The sequence below is a fragment of the Brevundimonas sp. NPDC055311 genome (assembly GCF_053645695.1).
Genome location: NZ_JBSHMV010000001.1, coordinates 1,126,128 through 1,144,390 on the forward strand (window position 1 = coordinate 1,126,128; position 18,263 = coordinate 1,144,390).

The 18,263-nt window shown below is 69.7% G+C and carries 21 protein-coding genes; 6 read left to right on the forward strand and 15 right to left on the reverse strand.

The window, feature by feature from the left end; genetic code table 11:
- The first annotated feature begins 41 nt into the window (after positions 1-41).
- Entirely contained in the window at positions 42-386 is a 345-nt protein-coding gene (locus tag ACWIDZ_RS05455) for a hypothetical protein (protein WP_291779309.1), read from the forward strand.
- 62 nt (positions 387-448) lie between these two features.
- A complete protein-coding gene (gene trxB, locus ACWIDZ_RS05460) occupies positions 449-1,456 on the forward strand; it encodes a thioredoxin-disulfide reductase (RefSeq protein ID WP_453989086.1) in 1,008 nt (335 codons plus the stop codon).
- A gap of 17 nt (positions 1,457-1,473) precedes the next feature.
- On the opposite strand, the gene ACWIDZ_RS05465 is transcribed toward trxB, so the two are convergent.
- On the reverse strand, positions 1,474-2,430 hold the full coding sequence (locus tag ACWIDZ_RS05465) for an MBL fold metallo-hydrolase (protein WP_453989087.1): 957 nt from the start codon (positions 2,428-2,430) through the stop codon (positions 1,474-1,476).
- Positions 2,431-2,511: 81 nt separating this feature from the next.
- Here ACWIDZ_RS05465 and ACWIDZ_RS05470 point away from each other — a divergent pair, with 81 nt between their 5' ends.
- On the forward strand, positions 2,512-3,114 hold the full coding sequence (locus ACWIDZ_RS05470; RefSeq protein ID WP_453989088.1) for a DUF2975 domain-containing protein: 603 nt from the start codon (positions 2,512-2,514) through the stop codon (positions 3,112-3,114).
- A complete protein-coding gene (locus ACWIDZ_RS05475; RefSeq protein ID WP_453989089.1) occupies positions 3,114-3,365 on the forward strand; it encodes a helix-turn-helix domain-containing protein in 252 nt (83 codons plus the stop codon). Before ACWIDZ_RS05470 ends, ACWIDZ_RS05475 begins: the two co-directional genes overlap by 1 nt.
- A gap of 13 nt (positions 3,366-3,378) precedes the next feature.
- Here ACWIDZ_RS05475 and ACWIDZ_RS05480 read toward each other — a convergent pair whose 3' ends face one another.
- From ACWIDZ_RS05480 to ACWIDZ_RS05495, 4 genes are all read right to left on the reverse strand, one after another.
- Positions 3,379-4,626, reverse strand: coding sequence for a cell wall hydrolase (locus tag ACWIDZ_RS05480; protein ID WP_453989090.1), 1,248 nt, complete (start codon positions 4,624-4,626; stop codon positions 3,379-3,381).
- A 73-nt stretch (positions 4,627-4,699) separates the two neighbouring features.
- Complete coding sequence (locus ACWIDZ_RS05485) at positions 4,700-5,176, reverse strand: Dps family protein (protein ID WP_453989091.1); 477 nt, start codon at positions 5,174-5,176, stop codon at positions 4,700-4,702.
- A 311-nt stretch (positions 5,177-5,487) separates the two neighbouring features.
- Positions 5,488-5,850, reverse strand: a complete 363-nt coding sequence (locus tag ACWIDZ_RS05490; protein ID WP_291779298.1) for a DUF6481 family protein — start codon at positions 5,848-5,850, stop codon at positions 5,488-5,490.
- A 249-nt stretch (positions 5,851-6,099) separates the two neighbouring features.
- Entirely contained in the window at positions 6,100-6,297 is a 198-nt protein-coding gene (locus ACWIDZ_RS05495; RefSeq protein ID WP_338577956.1) for a hypothetical protein, read from the reverse strand.
- A gap of 425 nt (positions 6,298-6,722) precedes the next feature.
- Here ACWIDZ_RS05495 and ACWIDZ_RS05500 point away from each other — a divergent pair, with 425 nt between their 5' ends.
- Complete coding sequence (locus ACWIDZ_RS05500; protein ID WP_453989092.1) at positions 6,723-7,823, forward strand: cell wall hydrolase; 1,101 nt, start codon at positions 6,723-6,725, stop codon at positions 7,821-7,823.
- Positions 7,824-7,834: 11 nt separating this feature from the next.
- Here ACWIDZ_RS05500 and ACWIDZ_RS05505 read toward each other — a convergent pair whose 3' ends face one another.
- From ACWIDZ_RS05505 to nadA, 5 genes are all read right to left on the reverse strand, one after another.
- The gene (locus tag ACWIDZ_RS05505) at positions 7,835-8,047 is read right to left on the reverse strand and encodes a hypothetical protein (RefSeq protein ID WP_291779289.1); all 213 of its coding nucleotides are present in this window, start codon (positions 8,045-8,047) and stop codon (positions 7,835-7,837) included.
- A gap of 90 nt (positions 8,048-8,137) precedes the next feature.
- Positions 8,138-9,013, reverse strand: a complete 876-nt coding sequence (gene nadC / locus ACWIDZ_RS05510; protein WP_453989093.1) for a carboxylating nicotinate-nucleotide diphosphorylase — start codon at positions 9,011-9,013, stop codon at positions 8,138-8,140.
- Positions 9,014-10,582, reverse strand: coding sequence for an L-aspartate oxidase (locus tag ACWIDZ_RS05515; protein ID WP_453989094.1), 1,569 nt, complete (start codon positions 10,580-10,582; stop codon positions 9,014-9,016).
- Between the two features lie 4 nt (positions 10,583-10,586).
- A complete protein-coding gene (locus tag ACWIDZ_RS05520; protein WP_453989095.1) occupies positions 10,587-11,465 on the reverse strand; it encodes a metalloprotease in 879 nt (292 codons plus the stop codon).
- Between the two features lie 58 nt (positions 11,466-11,523).
- Positions 11,524-12,603: a quinolinate synthase NadA gene (gene nadA, locus ACWIDZ_RS05525; protein WP_453989097.1), complete on the reverse strand. Its 1,080-nt coding sequence runs from the start codon at positions 12,601-12,603 to the stop codon at positions 11,524-11,526.
- A 358-nt stretch (positions 12,604-12,961) separates the two neighbouring features.
- Between nadA and ilvA the strand changes: the two genes are divergently transcribed.
- Positions 12,962-14,479, forward strand: a complete 1,518-nt coding sequence (ilvA, locus tag ACWIDZ_RS05530; RefSeq protein ID WP_453989098.1) for a threonine ammonia-lyase, biosynthetic — start codon at positions 12,962-12,964, stop codon at positions 14,477-14,479.
- A 4-nt stretch (positions 14,480-14,483) separates the two neighbouring features.
- Here ilvA and ACWIDZ_RS05535 read toward each other — a convergent pair whose 3' ends face one another.
- The 5 genes from ACWIDZ_RS05535 to ACWIDZ_RS05555 all read right to left on the reverse strand — a co-directional run bounded on the left by ACWIDZ_RS05535 (position 14,484) and on the right by ACWIDZ_RS05555 (position 18,131).
- Complete coding sequence (locus tag ACWIDZ_RS05535) at positions 14,484-14,888, reverse strand: host attachment family protein (protein ID WP_338577950.1); 405 nt, start codon at positions 14,886-14,888, stop codon at positions 14,484-14,486.
- Between the two features lie 37 nt (positions 14,889-14,925).
- Positions 14,926-15,489 (reverse strand): methylated-DNA--[protein]-cysteine S-methyltransferase, encoded by a 564-nt coding sequence (locus ACWIDZ_RS05540; protein WP_453989099.1) that lies wholly within the window; start codon positions 15,487-15,489, stop codon positions 14,926-14,928.
- On the reverse strand, positions 15,470-16,588 hold the full coding sequence (locus ACWIDZ_RS05545; protein WP_453989100.1) for a bifunctional transcriptional activator/DNA repair enzyme AdaA: 1,119 nt from the start codon (positions 16,586-16,588) through the stop codon (positions 15,470-15,472). The genes ACWIDZ_RS05540 and ACWIDZ_RS05545 overlap by 20 nt, the downstream gene beginning before the upstream one ends.
- A gap of 72 nt (positions 16,589-16,660) precedes the next feature.
- On the reverse strand, positions 16,661-17,788 hold the full coding sequence (locus tag ACWIDZ_RS05550) for a hypothetical protein (RefSeq protein ID WP_453989101.1): 1,128 nt from the start codon (positions 17,786-17,788) through the stop codon (positions 16,661-16,663).
- Between the two features lie 19 nt (positions 17,789-17,807).
- On the reverse strand, positions 17,808-18,131 hold the full coding sequence (locus ACWIDZ_RS05555; protein ID WP_312218909.1) for a PadR family transcriptional regulator: 324 nt from the start codon (positions 18,129-18,131) through the stop codon (positions 17,808-17,810).
- Between the last annotated feature and the right edge of the window lie 132 nt (positions 18,132-18,263).

Genomic DNA, 18,263 nt, shown 5'->3' on the forward strand with positions numbered 1-18,263 from the left:
TGCGCCTTGGCCGAAGCTCAGTCACGGAAAGGACGTTCTAATTGATCGTGGAAAATTTCATCCGCCTCTACGCCCATGACTTCAGCCAGATGGCTGGCCGCGCCGAGATGGGACAGGATGTCGATGAAGCCCTGGCCCGGCGTGTTCGCGACGCCGACAATCACGCCCAGGTCATGGACCAGCGCAAGGGCAAGGGCCATCTGACCGCCCTGGTCGCCCGCATCCGCGAAGAGGCCGCCCTGTTCAACGGCCGCGTCATGCGTCATGGCGCGGACCCCGCCGAGGCGGCGGAGCGTCGTCAGGTCTTCCTGTCCGACGTCGCGGACACCCTGGAGCAGCTGCGGGCGGCCCGCGCCGCCGACGCCAAACAACCGGCTCACGCCTGAATCCGGCCTGTGAATGTCGCATCGGCATCGCGCTTGAGGGAATCAGCGCCTAAATAGGCGCCATGACCCAAGCTCGTACTGTCCGTGTCGCCATCATCGGTTCCGGCCCCGCCGGCTGGACCGCCGCCATCTACGCCGCCCGCGCCTCGCTGAACCCGGTGATCATCGCCGGGCTTCAGCCCGGCGGCCAGCTGACCATCACCACGGACGTCGAGAACTATCCCGGCTTCGCCGAGACCATTCAGGGCCCCTGGCTGATGCAGCAGATGCAGGCCCAGGCCGAGCATGTCGGGACCGAGATCATCCACGACATCGTGGTCAAGGCCGACCTGTCGCAGCGCCCCTTCCGCCTGACGCTGGACTCGGGGACTGAGCTTCTGGCCGAAACCGTCATCATCTCCACCGGCGCCCAGGCCAAGTGGCTGGGGCTGGATTCCGAGGCCGCCTATCAGGGTTTCGGCGTCTCAGCCTGCGCCACCTGCGACGGCTTCTTCTATCGCGGCAAGCAGGTGGTGGTCGTCGGCGGCGGCAACACCGCCGTCGAGGAAGCCCTGTTCCTGACCAACTTCGCCGAGACCGTCACCGTCGTTCACCGCCGCGACGAGTTCCGCGCCGAGAAGATCCTGCAGGACCGCCTGTTCGCCCATCCCAAGATCAAGGTCGTCTGGGACGTGGCCGTCGAGGAAGTCGTCGGCGTCGTCGACGGCGTGGCCCGCAACGTCACCGGCGTGCGCCTGAAGAACGTCAAGACCGGCGAGATCAGCGAAATCCCCGCCGACGGCGTCTTCATCGCCATCGGCCACGCCCCCTCGTCCGAGCTGTTCAAGGGCCAGCTGGAGACCAATTCCGGCGGCTATCTGCGGGTCAAGCCGGGCACGGCCGCGACCGCCATCGAGGGCGTCTGGGCCGCCGGCGACGTCACCGACGACGTCTATCGCCAGGCCGTCACGGCGGCGGGCATGGGCTGCATGGCCGCCCTCGAAGCCGCCCGCTTCCTGGCCGAGGAAGACCACAAGGCCGCCCAACACCCCATCAGCCACAAAGAAGCCGAGAAGATCGGGGCCTGGTGAGAAAAGCGGGAGGCGCTTCAGCGCGCCTCCGCCTGCCCCATTCGGGACTGGTGGCCCAGGAAGACCGTCACAGTCGGATGCGCGGCCGCAAAGCTGCGTAACCGTTCGGCGGATGCTTCGGCGTCGGCGCGAGCGGCGGCTGCGACCGGCTGCGGCATCCGCTGCTCCCAGCCCAGACGGGTGCTGACCGCGTCGCCGACCACCAGTTTCGGCCCGTCCACCGCATTGACCAGATAGGCGGTCGATCCCGCCGAATGCCCCGGCGTGCTGATGGCCCAGATCGAACCGTCGCCGAAGATGTCCAGCACCCCGGCGAACCGGCCGTCGGGGTCCGGTTGGAACCGCCATTCGCGCAGGGGTCCGTAGCCGCGCAGGGCGGCGTCCGCCGGGCGGCCCAGAACCAGGTTTACGCGATTGCGATCCTGAGCCTCGCCTGCACCCACATAGACGGGCGTCGTGACCGGCAGGTCGACCAGCCCGCCCACATGATCGAAATGCAGATGGGTCAGGAAGACCATGCGCGGCGGCGTCTGGCCGTCCACCCACTGCGCCGTGGTGCGCTCGATGCGGAGATCAAGGTCGGCCACCGCCCGGCGCATCAGACCGTTCAGCCGCTCCCCCAGTTCGGCCGACACCCCGCTGTCGATCATCACCCGACCGAAACGAGGATGATCGACGACATAGGCGTAGATCATCGCCTCCTCATCGCCCTTGGGAACGGCCGCCGTACGGGAGTCCTTGCGATCGATGAAGACCCCTCGCCCCGCCGTCCACTGGGCGAACCGAACACGTTCGAAGGTCACGACGCCGGGCCGCGCCAGGCTCGCCTCCAGCGCCGAGGCGCGCGAAGCCGCACCCAGGTCAGCGGGCGTCAACGGATGGCGGCTGGCCGGAGTGGCGCAACCGGCCAGCAGGGCCGCCAGAACCAGACCTGCGATGACGGGCGCCCCGCGCCCTTGGCCGTGATGCGACATGTCGTATCCTTGGTTGAGTTGCCAAACATATCGAAATACATAAAAATATAGCCGTCAATCGAATTGGAGCCGCATTATCCCATGGCGGTCGTCGTCGCCTTGCCCCCGCCGGTTCCACTGGAGCCTGACGCCTTCGTCCGCATCCGACGGCTCAGCCGTCCGCTGGAGTGGCTGTTCACGGTGCTGTTCGCCTTCGGCGCCGCATTGCTGGCGATCGCCGTCGTCGCCGTGCTGACCTACGTGGGAACCCGGCTGCAGGTGCGCCCCGGCGGGATGCAGATCTATATCGAGGCGACGGTCCCGCCCGTGCCGTCCGGCTGGACCACCGTCGGCGCCTTGCCCTGGATTCAGAAGATCGCCCTGGCCCTGTCGGCCAGCGTGATGATGATCCCCGCCCTGGCGGTGCTGTGGGGGCTGCGACGACTGTTCCGCCTCTACGGCTCCGGCGTCGTCCTGACCCAGGAGAACGCCCGCTGCATGGGCGGCATCGCTCTGTGGCTGATGGCCTACGCCGTCGCTCCGACGCTCGGCCATGTCCTGGTGACGCTGGCGGGGTTCGACGACGAGGGCTGGCTGAGGATCGACAGCGCCAAGGCCCTGGCGCTGGGACTGATCCTGTTCGTCGTGGCGCGGGTCATGGCCTGGGGCGCCGAGGTGCACGACGACGCCTCGCGGTTCGTCTGATGCCCATCATCGTGCGGCTGGACGTAATGATGGCGCGGCGCAAGGTGCGCTCGAACGTGCTGGCGCGAGCCATCGGCATTTCGGAGACCAATCTGTCCCTGTTGAAGTCGGGCAAGGTGCGCGGCGTGCGCTTCGCCACCCTGGACGCCATCTGCCGCTATCTGGACTGCGCTCCAGCCGACATTCTGGACTACGCGCCCGACATCTCAGAAACGGACGACGGCCTGGTCCGTAAGACCGGCGCGGGCTGATCCGCCCGCGCCCTCAGCCCTGCGGCTTGCCGACCTCTTCGACGGCCATGGGCGTGACGCCGGCGGGCGGCGGGCCGGTCACGGTCACGCTGGGGACGGCGCCGGCCTCGAAGGCCTTGAGGCGCTCGTTGATGGCGGCGATCTCCTCCTTGCCGGCCTGGCGGCGACCGCCCAGGCTGGCGATGCCGACGACGCGGGTCTGGCCGTCGATCTCGACCGTGCGCAGTTCGCCCGACCTGGCCCCGTCGAGCGCCTCTTCCACGCTGTCGGCAGCCGTGGCCAGCAGGACGCGAGACTGGGCGAAGCGGGCCTCGTCGATCGACGGCTCGCGGCCCGCGTATGCGTTGACGAAGGCCGCCGTCTCTCCGGCCGCGCCCTTCCAGCGATAGAAGATGTGCGCCCCGACCTGGGTGATCTTGGCCAGGGTCGGCGACCACCAGGGGTGGACGTAGTCGGCGTGGTAGTGGGTGGCCGTGCCCACGCGCTCGGACACATGGCCGTTCAGGGCGCGCGCCGCGACCCGCTCGGCCCGATCCCAGGCCCAGCTCACCGGCCCGCGCGCCAGGGAGCCGTCGCAGGTGAAGCTGAACTGACAGCCCGTGGTCCGCTCGGCGCCCTGATAGACGACGCCGCAGACGCTGGAGGGATAGTTGGGATCGCGCACCCGGTTCAGCACGACCTGGGCCACGCCCTCCTGCCCCTCTGTCGGCTCCAGCGCCGCCTCGTAATAGACGGCCTGGGTCAGGCAGCGCAGGGCGCGCCGACGCGACGCCTCGTCCGCTGGACGGAAGACGAAGGGCCGCGCGGGCTGAAGCGCGCCGAAGGCGTTGGGCATGGCGGCGTTCAACTGTTGCGCCGCAACGCCCGCCACGCCCTGATCCAGACTGGGCTTGCCCCCCAGGGTCAGGCTCTCCCACCCGGGGGTCAGCCCATACAGTTCGGGCAGGCCCAGGGCCGGATCATGCCGCCGCGCGACGGCCAACTGCCCCGCATCCATCCGCGCCGTCACCGCCGCCAGACCGTTCGGGCCCAGGTCGCCGCCGGTGGCGCGGGCCACGGCTTCGGCGGTGCGGTCGATGTCGGGGCGCGGGGTCGAACTGGCCGACATGGCCACGCCCATCGCCGCCAGGGTCACGGCCATGGTGGCAGGCGCCGCTGCCACAGCACGGCGTCCGGTCGTCTTCAGCGGCGTGAGGCGGCCGAGGTTCATGCGACGTCCGTATAGCGACGCCTGACGGCGCCGGAAATCGACGATCTGCATGACCGCCCAATCCGGCGCTTTTCAGACGCGAAGATTACCGTTCCGTGAGGCGAAACGGCGGTCCTCTTCCCGCTTAACGCTCGCCCAGGCTGGAACGCAGCATCCAGGCGGCCTTTTCGTGCGCCGCCAGACGCACGGTCATCAGATCGACCGACGCCTCGTCCCCGACCTCGTCGGCGGCGTCCAGGGCCGCGCGGGCGGTGGCGATGACCACGCCGTGGTCCTTGATCAGCTCCTTGAGCATCTCGGAGGACTCCTTCTCGGGATCGCCGTCCTTGATCGAGGTCAGGTTGGCGAAGGCCGAGGCGCTCTGCGGCGCCAGTTCGCCCAGGGCGCGGATGCGCTCGGCGATTTCGTCCAGGGCGGCCCAGATCTCGCGATACTGCTCTTCCAGCAGGTTGTGCAGGCTGAAGAACTCCGGCCCGCGCACGTTCCAGTGGTAGCCGTGCGTCTTCAGATAGAGGGCGTAGCTGTCGGCCAGGGCCTTGGACAGTTCGCGCGCGACGTCGGCGCGCTCCTTGGGCTTAAGACCGGTGTCGATGGCGTTCATGACGGCTCCCGTTTGCAGTGCGGTGTGAAGATCAGCCTTGCAGTTAGGTCGTCCGGCCCGCGATCCAAGGGGTCGGCGGCGCCCCGCCGCAGGAATCTTCGCCCCTGTAACGTCGAAGCCGCAGGGATGTTGCAACGCAAACCCTTCTCCCCCTGCGGGAGAAGGTGGCCGATCCCGGATTTCAGTCCGGGAGAGGTCGGATGAGGGGTTGCTCGACGCTGGCTTCGCCCCTCGTCAGACTTCGGAGAGACCCCTCATCCGTCGGCCTGCGGCCGCCACCTTCTCCCGCAGGGGGAGAAGGGCGCAGCCCTTTAGCGCTGGCGCGCCTTGCGGGCGGCGTAGCGGGCGTCGCGCGCGGCCTTCTGCTCTTCCTTGGTCAGTTGCTTGCGCTCCTTGCGGGCGGCGCGCTTGGCGGCGTCCACCTCTTCCTGGGCGGCCATTTCGGCGGCCAAGCGGGCGGCTTCCTTCTCGGCCTTCTCGCGGCGCACTTCGGCCTTGGCCAGTTCGTGCTGCTGGCGGACGGCCTCCTTCTCGGCGGCGCGCTTTTCGGCCAGTTTCTCGAACTCGGGATCCTGAACCGTCGGCTTCGGCTTGAACCGGGCCAGGAGGGCTTGTTTGGCGTCTTTCTGGGCGGACAGGCGGTCGTTGAAGCCGGTGTTCTTGAGGTCGCGCATGCTGAGAGGCGGGTGTCCTTGATAGGGAATGGAGACGGCGAAAGGGGCCGATCGCCGAGGCGACGGCCTTGGATCGGGCCGGGAGGCGCATCTCGACGCGCTCGGCCCGGCGGGAGGCCAAAGCCGAATTTCGCGCCGAAATCAAGCTCCACGGCCCAATTTCATTGGATTTAGGGGACGGAGAGGCCGCTCGGACGCACAATGCAGCCGCGCGAGGCGGCCGCGTCAGCCTTCAGTGTGCAGCTGGAATCAGTGCGGCTTCTGGGCGTGGCCGACCGCCGCGCCTGCGGCGCCCCCGACGGCCGCCCCGACCGGACCGGCCACCACGGCCCCGGCGACTGCGCCGGTGGCCGCCTTCTGTTCAATGCTGTGGCCGCAGGCCGACAGGGCCAGGGCTCCGGCGCCGGCCAGCGCCAGTACGGCAAGGCGGGAAGCGGTGCGGGTCATGGGGCAACTCCTTGAAATAGCTCAGCTTGGAACGCGAGAATCGACCTCAGGTTCCCATCTATGGCGTGACTCTGACAACCAAGATGTCGACCATCAACCAATAGCTTATTCACCGCCCGACCGCTCCACGCTCAATCTTCGATCAACATAAAAATACAGTCTTCGCAAGAATGTCTAAGGCGCAATTTCGTCACGATTAAAACGACGTGGAATAATGACTGATAGGCGTTCTTCTTATGCTGAAGAAATTACAATTCTAGCGAATCAGTCACATTGAGGCCATGATCGGATGGATAAAGGCCCGCCTTCGAGGGTCGGCGTTCAGTCGGCGTTCGCCCGACCCGCTTAAGCGCGACGCGTCCTTGTCGCCGGGGTTCGGGATCTACGGGGGCGGCATCCTCGCCCTGTTGTACAGGACTACGCCTTTGTCTCTCTCCTCGCAGACGCGTGCGCTGATGCACGCCGCCCGCTCATTCCGCCTGCGCCCCACGACGGCAGCGGCGGCGTTCGGCGGCGTCGTCGGCCTCGCTGTCGGAGGGGCCTATCTGGGCGGCCTGGCCGCCCAGGCCTCGACCGTGCGCGCCCAGGCCGAGCGCCTGCAGGGCGCCGGCGCCGGCGGCTACACCCAGGAAGCCCTGGCCGAAGCGGCCGGCGGCCTGGACGCCAGCGCCCTGACCATCGCCCATCGCCATGACCCCTATTCCGTCGCCGGCTCGGCCCAGCGCGACCGTCAGGCCGAACTGCTGACCGCCCGCCTGGAGCAGCTTCAGGGCCAGGACGGCCTGCGCCGCGCCAGCCTGCAAGGCCCCGGCGCGACCAGGGTTTCCGCCGCTCGTCCCTTCCGCCTCGACGGCGCCCTGGACCAGTCGCGCGACCTCGATTGCCTGACCCAGGCCGTCTATTATGAAGCCCGCGGCGAAGGCCGCGACGGCATGAAGGCCGTGGCCCAGGTGGTGCTGAACCGCGCCCGCCACCCCGCCTTCCCCAAGACCGTCTGCAGCGTCGTCTATCAGGGCGCCAACCGCGGTTCGGGCTGCCAGTTCAGCTTCACCTGCAACGGCGCCATGCGCGGCGCCGTCAACCGCGCGGCCTGGAATCGCGCCCGCGACGTGGCGGCCAAGGCCCTGTCCGGCCAGGTGTTCGCCGCCGTCGGCAACGCCACCCACTTCCACACCACCGCCGTTTCGCCGTCGTGGCGCAACAATCTGGTGCGGGTGAACCAGGTCGGCGATCACCTGTTCTACCGCTTCGGCGGCCGCTCGGGCGCCAGCCAGGCCTTCGCCTACAACCCGCGCCCGTCGGGTCCGGCCGAGAACGCCCCGCGTCTGGTCCAGGCCAGCCTCGATCCGGTCGAAGCCGCCCGCAACGCCTCGGGCGCCGTGGCCTACACCGCCGTCCTGGCGCGCGAAGCCCTGGCGTCGGGCAAGACGGAAGAGCGTCCCGCCGCTGCGCCCGCCCCGGTAGCGACGCCCCCGGCCTCGCCCCAGCCCGCCGCCGCGACCGTCACGATCAACGCCGAAGCCTGATCGATCCTGGTCTAGGGATGCGTCTTGCGGTGGGTCGTCAGATTCTGCTGCAGATTGCCGTAACGCCCCTGCTGGCTCAGGTTGACGTCCGCATCGCCCGGCTGGCCGGATTGCACGCCGTCCGCCCGGTCGCGCCGATCCACGGCGGCGGCCTCATCCATCAACTGGGCGCCGCGGTCGGCGAAGCTGCGTTGCTCCCTGGGCGGCTGTGGGGCCCTGGTCATGGCGTCTCTCCTTCGAGGTCGCGCCCTCCCGCTTTCTGAAAACGGCCCCCTGCCGGGCCCGTTCCCCGAAAAACCCCGGTCCGCGTCCGCTCAGCCGGCGTCCAGGCCGATGTCCAGCTGCATGACCGAATGGGTCAGGGCGCCCACGGAGATGACGTCCACCCCCGTCGCGGCGATGCCTGCGACCGTGGTCAGGTTCACCCCGCCCGACGCCTCCAGCACCACCGATCCGAAGGCGCTGTCCCGCACCCGCCGCACCGCCTCGGCCATGTCTTCCAGGCTGAAGTTGTCCAGCATGACGACGTCCGGCCGTTCGGGCAGCACCTCGTCCAGCTGATCCAGGCCGTCGACTTCGACCTCGACCTTCATCAGGTGGGGGGCGAAGGCCTTGGCCCGGCGCACCGCCTCGCCCGCCCCGCCGCAGACGGCGACGTGGTTGTCCTTGATCAGGATGGCGTCATCCAGCCCGAAACGATGGTTCAGCCCGCCGCCGCAGGCGACCGCGTGTTTCTCCAGCGCCCGTAGCCCCGGCGTGGTCTTGCGGGTGTCGGCGATGCGCGCGTGCGTCCCAGCGACCGCCTGCACATAGGTCCGCGTCAGGGTCGCGATCCCGCACATCCGGCCCAGCAGGTTCAGCGCCGTCCGCTCGGCCGACAGCAGGGCGCGGGCGTTCGCCTCGACCGCGATCAGCACGGCGCCGGCCTCGAACGCCTCGCCGTCGACGACCTTCACCGCCACCGTCGCCTGGGGGTCCAGCGCGTGGACCGCGATCCGCACCACCGCCCCGCCCGCCATCACCCCGGCCTGACGCGCGCAGAAGACGGCGCTGAAGCGGGCGTCCTCGGGGATGCAGGCCTGCGCCGTCACATCGCCCGTACGCCCCAGATCCTCGGCCAGCGCCATGCGCACCACGGGCTCGATCAGCAGGTCCGGCAGGGTTCGGGTCACGGAAACGTCCTTCATCATTCAGATCACGGCCGCCAGGGCGGCGAGCGTCGCCGCCTCGGCCTCTTCGTCGCGCGCGGGTTCAACCGTCCGGCGCATCCGCGTGTGCTCGGCCCTCGGCAGGCTGTCGGGGAAGTCGCGGCGATAGTGGCCGCCCCGGCTCTCGCGCCGGTTCAGCGCCCCCTCGGCGACCAGCCGCGCCGCCGTCAGGCACGCCGCCGTCGGATGCGCCTTCGCCAGGTCGTCGATCAGGGCCAGCAGCGCTGCCAGCCCCGCCTCGTCCCGCACCACGCCCGCATGGCGCGTCATGGCCGCACGCAAAGCCGCCAAGGCTTCCGGCGGCAGGTCCGTCATCGCCTGCACCGCCGCCAGCGGCCGCCGCTCGGGCTGGACCTCGGCCGCCGCCGCCCGGCCCGCGCGCCGCCCGAAGGCGCCCGCCTCCAGCAGGGAGTTGGACGCCAGCCGGTTGGCCCCATGCACCCCCGTCGCCGCACACTCGCCGATCGCAAACAGGCCGGGGACGGTCGTGCGCCCCTCGTCGTCGGCGACGATGCCGCCCATGTGATAGTGGGCCGCCGCCGCCACGGGGATCGGGCTGACGCGCGGGTCCAGCCCGGCCCGCATGCAGGCGGCGAAGACGGCCGGAAACTCATGCGGAAAGGCCTCGCTCACCGCCTTCGTCGCATCGAGGAAGGCGCCGCGCCCCTCGACCCGCGCCGCGTGCACCGCCCGCGCCACGATGTCCCGCGGCGCCAGATCGGCGTCAGGATGATCGCCCAGCAGGAAGGCGCCGCCGCCATCGACCAGCCGCGCCCCCTCGCCGCGCAGGGCCTCGGTCGCCAGCGGCGCCGGGTCCAGTCCCACATCGATGGCCGTCGGATGGAACTGCACGAACTCGGGGTCCAGCACCTCGGCCCCGGCCTGCCAGGCCAGCGCCAGCCCCTCGCCGCGCAGGGCCGATGGATTGGTCGTCGCCTCGAACAGGCCGCCGATCCCCCCGGTGGCCAGCACCACGGCGGGGGCGAACACTTCGTCCAAGCGGCCGCCTCGGCGTTCGATCACCGCGCCGCGCACCCGACCGTCCACGTCGCGGATCAGGCCGCGCAGCCGGCCGTCTTCCCAGATCTCAATGGCCTTCGTGGCCCGCGCGGCGGCGACCACGGCCGACAATATGGCCCGGCCCGCGCCGTCGCCGCCCACCCGCGCCACGCGCGGCAGACTGTGCGCCGCCTCCAGACTGACGGAAAAGCCGCCGTCGTTATCGCGGTCGAAGGGCGCGCCCAGCCCGGCCAGCCACTCGACCGTCTCACGCCCCCGCGTCGTCAGGGCGCGCGCCGCCTCGGCCTCGACCAGACCGGCGCCCGCGCCTTCGGTATCCTTGGCGTGCAGGGCCGCGCTGTCCTGCGGTGACAGGGCCGCCGCCATCCCGCCCTGCGCCCACGCCGAAGAGCAGGCGTTCAGCAAGGGCTCGGGCGTCACCACCAGCACCTTGCCGTCCGACCCCAGCGCCTCGGCCGCCTCCAGCGCCGCCGACAGACCCGCCAGCCCGCCGCCGATGATCAGAGGCCCATCATGCCGCATGCGCGCCATCGCCCTAACGGGTCCCCACGCCGAAGAACCGCAGCCCCATCTCGAAGGCCGGCTCGACCGCTCCGCCTGTCAGCGGCAGCAAGGCGGCGATCGCCGCCGCCGCGCAGACCACGGCCGTCAGCAGGTAGAGGGCCAGGCTGCGCCCCGCCTCGGGCCAGCTCAGCCGCCCCCACGCCGCGCGCCAGACGCCGCGCTTCAGATGGCCGAACACCGCCAGGCCCAGAAAGACGGCGAGGATCAGCCGCCCCGTCGACAGTCCCCACCACACGGCCAGACCGCCGACGACCAGCAGGGCGACCTGCTCCAGCCGCGGATGCACCCGCGTCAGCACCGGCCCCAGCGCCTTGGAGCCGTCCAGCGGCGGCGCGGGCAGCAGGTTCAGCAGATTGATCATGGCGATGAAGAAGGCGCCCATCAGCCACTCCGGCGCCTTCAGCGCCAGGCCCACGGCCACGAAGGGGATCATGGCCAGCAGGCCGAACGCCGGTCCCGCCAGCGACACCAGCACGCCGTGCCACTCGCTCTTCGGCTCGCGCTGGCCCTTCGCCAGCCCGCCCAGGAAGGGGATGATGTAGATGCGCGCCGGGCCCATGCCGACCCGGTTCATCGCCAGCACATGGCCGTACTCGTGCACGAACAGGCCGAACAGAACGGCCCCCGCCACCACCCAGCTGCCGGTCAGGAACCACAGGAAACCCGCCATCAGCAGGGTCGAGACCACCGCCCAGACCGGGTGCTGGCCCTTGTCCTCCTGCGGCGTTTCATGGCGCGCGCTGTAGCGCGGCGTCTCGCGCGCGGGCGCAGGCGCCGCCTCTTCCGGACGCGGGTCCCAGGGTCCGGGCCTGCGGCCGCCGGGGGGAAGGGTGTTGTCTGTGTCGCTCATGGATTCGAACTGGGCGCGCGGCGACGGTCCCGCAACGGGCCGCGTCGCCGCAGGGCCGTCAGATCAGCTCCACATCGACATGATGCCGCGCCTTGACCAGGTCATAGCGCGCCGGCTTCGACGGCGGCGGCAGGTCGATCATCCGCTGCACCGCCAGAGCCGCCTTCTCCAGCATCTCTTCCGGCACCGTCACCTCGAACTGCATGTGCAGCAGGCAGTCGCGGATGTTCTCCAGCGTAATGCGCTTCATGTGCGGGCACAGGTTGCAGGGACCGACGAACTCGACCTCGGGCACGTCCCCCTTGATGTTGGAGGCCATCGAACATTCGGTGATCAGCACCACCCGCTTGGGCCGACGCTTCTCGACATATTCGGTCATGGCGGCGGTCGAACCGGCGAAGTCGGCCGCGCGCAGAATCTCTTCGGGGCATTCGGGGTGGGCCAGCACCTCGGCGTCCGGCCAGGCGTCGCGCATGTCGGCGATGTCCTGCGTGGTGAAGCGCTTGTGCACCTCGCAGTGTCCCGCCCAGGCGATGATGCCCACCGTCGTCTGGGCCGCCACATTGCGCGCCAGATATTCGTCGGGGATCAGGATGACCTTGTCGACGCCCCACTCCTTCGCCGCCCATTCGACGACCTGAACGGCGTTGGCGCTGGTGCAGCAGATGTCCGTCTCGGCCTTCACATCGGCCGTGGTGTTCACATAGGTGACGACCGGCAGGCCCGGATGCCGTTCCTTGATCAGCCGCACGTCCGCCCCCGTGATCGAGGACGCTAGCGAGCATCCCGCGCGCAGGTCGGGGATCAGCACCGTCTTGTCCGGCGACAGGATCTTGGACGTCTCCGCCATGAAATGAACGCCTGCCTGAACGATCACCTTGGCCTTGGACTTGGCGGCCTCCTTGGCCAGACCCAGGCTGTCGCCGACATAGTCGCCCACGCCGTGGAAGATCTCGGGCGTCATATAGTTGTGGGCCAGGATGACCGCGTCGCGCTCGCGCTTCAGCCGGTTGATCTCACTGATCAGCCGGGCCTGCTGCGGCCACTCCAGCGGGGTGACGAAGTCCTTGACCTTGTCCCACACCGGGGCGGTCTCTTCCGCCAGTTCCTTCGACAGACCGAAAGCGCCGTCCGCCATCGTCCCTACTCCCTATCGGCCGTCTGCGCGGCCCCGACTTATGCTCAAACTTAGCATAAGCAGAAACAATGTAGGCTCTTCCGCACCCGGCGCAAGGGAAATCAACGACGCGCATCCTTCTCCCCTTGCGGGAGAAGGTGGCTCGCGCAGCGAGACGGATGAGGGGTCTCTTTGCGCCTTCCATTAAGCTAAAGCCCAGTGCTCAAGGTTGCGAAACCCCTCATCCGACGACCTTCGGTCGCCATCTTCTCCCGCAAGGGGAGAAGGACAGGCGCGCAATTTTCATTCTCATGCGCCGCAGCATCGCCTAGACCGGGACACGCTTCATCCTCCCCTGCGCCGCCTGACCGAGATCATCGTGCAAGACACCGTCCGCCGCATCCTGACCGCCCGCGTCTATGACGTGGCCGAGGAGACTCCGCTCGATCCGCTGAAGCGGCTGTCGGCCCGCATCGGCCGCCCGGCCCTGCTGAAGCGCGAGGATCTGCAGCCGGTCTTCTCGTTCAAGATCCGCGGCGCCTACAACCGGATCGCGGCGCTCAGTCAGGCCGAACTGGCGCGCGGCGTCATCTGCGCCTCGGCGGGCAATCACGCGCAAGGCGTGGCGCTGGCGGCGGCCAGGCGCGGCGCGGCGGCGACCATCGTCATGCCGACCACCACGCCCGGCATCAAGGTGGCGGCGGTCCAGGGTCTGGGCGGTCAGGTCGTCTTGCACGGCGAAAGCTTCGACGACGCCTACGCCCACGCCCGCGCGCTCGAGACGCAGACCGGCGCCGCCTTCGTCCATCCGTTCGACGACCCCGACGTCATCGCCGGCCAGGGCACGGTCGGACTGGAGATCCTGCGCCAGCACCCCGATCCGATCGACGCCGTCTTCATCCCCATCGGCGGCGGAGGACTGGCGGCGGGGGTGGCGGCCATCGTCCGTTTCCTGCGGCCCGAAACGCGCCTCATCGGCGTCGAACCCGCCGAGGCCCCGACGATGAAGAGCGCCATCGAGGCCGGGCGCGTCGTCGATCTGGATCAGGTCGGCCTGTTCGCCGACGGGGTGGCCGTGCGCCGCGCAGGCGACGAGACCTTCCGCCTGTGCCGCGATCTGCTGGACGAGATCGTGCTGGTCGACACCGACGCCATCTGCGCCGCCGTGAAGGACATCTTCGACGACGTGCGCGCCGTGGCCGAGCCGTCGGGCGCCGTCGCCCTGGCCGGGCTCAAGGCCTGGGCCGCGCGCAACCCCGGATCGGGGACGCTGGTGGCGATCAACTCGGGCGCCAACGTCAATTTCGACCGTCTGCGCCACGTCGCCGAGCGGGCCGAGATCGGCGAGGGCGCCGAGGCCCTGTTCGCCGTCTCCATGCCCGACCGGCGCGAGGACTACCACCGCTTCCTGCAGAGCCTGGACGGCCGCTCGATCACGGAATTCAACTACCGCTGGTCCGGCGACGGTACAGCCCAGATCTTCGTCGGCGTGGCCCTGCGCGACGGCGCCGCCGAGCGCGAAAGCCTGCTCAGACGCCTGACCGCCGACGGCTATGCCGTCGTGGACATGAGCGACAATGAGACCGCCAAGCTGCACGTGCGCCACATGGTCGGCGGGCGCACCATCGGCCTGCCGCACGAGCGGCTGCTGCGCTTCGAATTCCCCGAGCGGCCCGGCGCCTTCCTGCGTTTCCTCAACAGCCTGCAGCCCGCCTGGGCCCTGACCCTGTTCCACTACCGCAACCACGGCGACGACGCGGGCCGGGTGCTGGCGGGGGTCAGCGTCCCGCCGGACCAGGCGGCGGCCCTGACGAAGGCGCTGGACGAACTGGGCTACCCCTACGCCGACGAGACCGACAACCCGGCCTGCCGCCTGTTTCTGGACGGCGCGGCCTGAACGGCTACGCCCGGCTGATCGCCTCGGCGATCTCTTCGGCCGGCCGGCCGGCCAGGGCCTTGGGAATCTCGCCGACCAGACGCTCCTCCAGCGTCTTGTGCCAATGCTTGCGCAGCTGGCCCAGGGTCTTGGGCGCGGCGACGACGGCCAGGGCCTCGATCTTGTTGGTCAGGGCCATGTGGTTCAGCGCCTCGGCCACGCCCATGGCGAAGCCGTCCTCGGCCTGGGTGTCGTTGTCGGGGTTGGCGTCGCTGGAGCGGCGGCCCGGCGCGCCGGACAGGCGTTCGGGGATCTCGGGCGTCGCCATCGGCTTGAGCTGGATGTCGAGGTTGTGGCCGGTGTTGCGGAACAGGCTCAGCTTCTCGCCGTCGGCGACGGCGACCAGGGCCCCGTTGGGCAGGTTCATCATCAGACTCCAGAAATGAGCGCCGAAAGGGAGGGCGCTGTCAGTCCAGCGCAAACGCCCCCTGCTGCGTTCCATCATCGGGGCCGTCCTGCGACGCTTCATGCGCCAGCAGCCAGCGCTTGCGCTCCAGCCCGCCCGCATAGCCGGTCAGGGTTCCATTGGCCCCGACGACCCGGTGGCAGGGCACGATGACGCCGATCGGATTGGCGCCGTTGGCCAGCCCTACGGCCCGCACGGCGGCGGGCTTGCCGATGGCCTGGGCCAGTTGACCGTAGCTCCAGGTCCGTCCCGCCGGAATGGTCCGCAGCGCCGCCCAGACCGCGCGCTGGAAGTCCGTGCCGCCGGTCTTCACCGCGAGCCCGTCCAGCGCCGTCAGATCGCCGTCGAAATAGGCGGCCACGGCGTTCCGCACCGCCTCCGGCGCCCGCCCCGGCGTCAGCCGCGCCTCGCCGTAGTGACGGGCCAGCAACTTCATCATCCGCGCCTCATAGTCGGTGAAGTCGAAGGCGCGCACGGCGCCGTCGGCGTCCGTAACCAACAGCACCTCGCCCACCGGCGTGGCGATGCGGTCCAGGGTGAAGGCTTCAAGCTGCGTCTTTATCATCGTCGTTCTCCATGATCGTCATGCCGTCGATCCCCGCCTCGCGCAGGTGCAGCACGCCATAGGCCCGCCAGGGCCGCCACCGCTCGGCCCGCCCCGCCAGCCGTTCGTCCTCAAGCCGGTCGCTGGCCATGTCGGCCGCCTCATCGCTCCAGACGCCCGGCAGGCGCAGGCCCGACCGCGCCTCGACCAGCGGCGCCAGCACAGGGTCAGCCGCCAGATCGCGCCGGATCGCCTCGGGATCGGCCGACAGGTCGAACAGCCGTCGCACCCGCGCCAGCACGCCCGGCAGGGCCTTCAGATCGTCCAGCGCCGCCGTCACCGCCAGCCGGTCGCCCGCCTCGAACCGGGCCGAAACCTCGCCCGTCGCCCCGTCCGTCGCCGGGGTCAGGGCGCGGCGCCAGACGCCTCTTTCAACCGTCTCTCCGCCCGCCTTCAGGGCGGCCAACATGGCCTCGATCTCATAGGGCGGACGATAGGGCAGGCTCAGCCGCACCCCTTCATTCGACCTGGCGTCCCACGGCCGCTCGGCCCGCGCCCGCAGCGCCGACGGCGGCCGCCCATACAGGGCCTGAAACGTCTCATTGAACCGTCGCACGCTGCCGAAGCCTGACGCCATCGCCACTTCAGCCATCGGCAGGTCGGTCTGGTGGATCAGGGCCTTGGCCAGAAGGACGCGGCGCGTCTGGGCCACGCTGACCGGCGCGGCGCCCAGATGCTGGCGAAACAGGCGGCGCAGGTGCCGCTCGCCCACGCCCAGACGGGCGGCCAGGGCGTCGACGTCGCCCTCATCGAGCACCCCCGCCTCGATCAGGTTCAGCGCCCGGCTGACGGTGTTGGAGGTGCCGCGCCACGCGCCCATGTCGGGCGCCGTCTCGGGTCGACAGCGCAAACAGGCGCGAAAGCCCGCCTCCTCGGCCGCCGCCGCGCTGATGACGAAGGTCATGTTCTCGCGCTTGGGCGTCCGCGCCGGGCAGACCGGGCGACAATAGATCCCCGTCGTCTTCACACAGGTGAAGAAGCGCCCGTCGAAGCGCGGATCGCGCGTCAGGACGGCTCGATAGCAGGCCTCCTGATCCAGCATGTTGCGGGCGCTTTCCATGCCTGCAACATGCGCCCGCCGCGCCGCCGTGTCTCGCGGTTTTCGGACATGACGGCGCCGCAGCCTGGCGGATTACCCTTCGCGCGTCGTCGCGAGCCGCCAGACATAGGTCGCGATGTTGACGACGAAGCTGATCGCCATCACCGCGAACACCCAGGTCATCACCGTACCCAGCGTCAGGGCCGTCCCATCCAGATCGCGGCCCGCATCGTTCACCGCGCGCAGGGCGTCCAGGCTGATGTTCGTCGCCCCGCCCTCGACGCGGGCGCTCGCCGCGCCCTGGGTCAGGGTGAGCCACCAGCCCGCATCAAACAGCCGCCACAGCACCCAGAGCGCCGCGCCCGCCAGCGGGATCTTCAGCAGCCAGGTCAGCCGCCCCTCGCGTCCACGGATCAGGCTGACCGCGTCCACCGCCATGCCGCCTACGGCCAGGGCCAGGATGGGGCCGTAGAGGGCCGCCCACACCGGCGCCGCCTCGATCCCCACCGCGCCGCTTCTCAAGGAGAACTCGCCCAGGCCCGGAAAGCGGATCACGCCGATCCACCACATCACGAAGACGCCCCCGACGATCAGGGAAGCCAGCGCCTCCAGTCCCGGCTTGTCGTTCGCCGTCACGCCCCAGACGCGCGCGCCCTTCGGCAACCACTCGGACTTGGCCTTCTCGGTTCCGGCCAGGGACGCGCCCCACTTCGCCGGATCGGCCAGGCCGAAGGCCGCTAGGTCGCGCACCCGCCATTTGGTCAGCCACTTAGGCTTGATGTCGTAATGCTCCATGATCGCCCCGGCCAGGGTCAGCGCCCCAAGCAGGGTCAGCCCTCCGGAGAAGAAGCCGTGGAAGGCCTGGCTGATCGCCCGCCCGAAATCGGCCGGCGCGCCCAGCACGCTGATCAGCAGCCCCAGCGCCTGCACCGCCGCGATGACGATCAGCCCGGCCTTGGCCCCGAACAGCCAATAAGGGAACAGCTCCGGCCCGATCAGGCTGTCCGGCCCCTTGCGATAGCGGGCGGCGACGATCAGCGGGTGGCCGATCTCGTGCAGGATCGCCTCCTTCTCCTCGTCGCTCAGCGCCCGGCCCAGCTCCTCCTCGCGCGCCTCGACGCGGCTCAGGATCAGGTCGCGCAGTTCGGCGACGATGTCCTCGCGGTCCTCGGTCGGCAGCTGCGCCGCCACGGCCTCCAGATAGCGTTCGATGATGTCCATCGCGCCCTCTCCCGTCCCTTCAAAGCAATCGTTCCAGCGAGGCGTTGATGCCGCGCCATTCCTCGGTCAGGGCGGCCAGCATGGCCTCGCCCCCCGGCGACAGGACGTAGAAGCGCTTCTTTCGCTTCTCCTCCTCGCGCCATTCGCTGGTCAGCAGCCCCTGCCCCTCCAGCCGCCGCAGCAGGGGGTAGAGGGTGGATTCCTCCATCTCCAGCCCGTCCGCCGCCAGCGCCTGACGCAGGGTGTAGCCGTAGCGTTCGGTCCGCAGGCAGGCGAGCACCGCCAGGACCAGCGTCCCGCGCCGCAGCTCCAGCCGCATCGTCTCGAACAGTTCCCGATCCACGACGCCGCCTCACCTGCCGCCACATAGTGTGTGACACACAGTGTATGCGACATACTGTATGAGGCTGTCAACAACCTTCGCCATCCCGGACGGCGAACCGCCTAATCCCTGTCGAAATACAGCGCGCAAAGC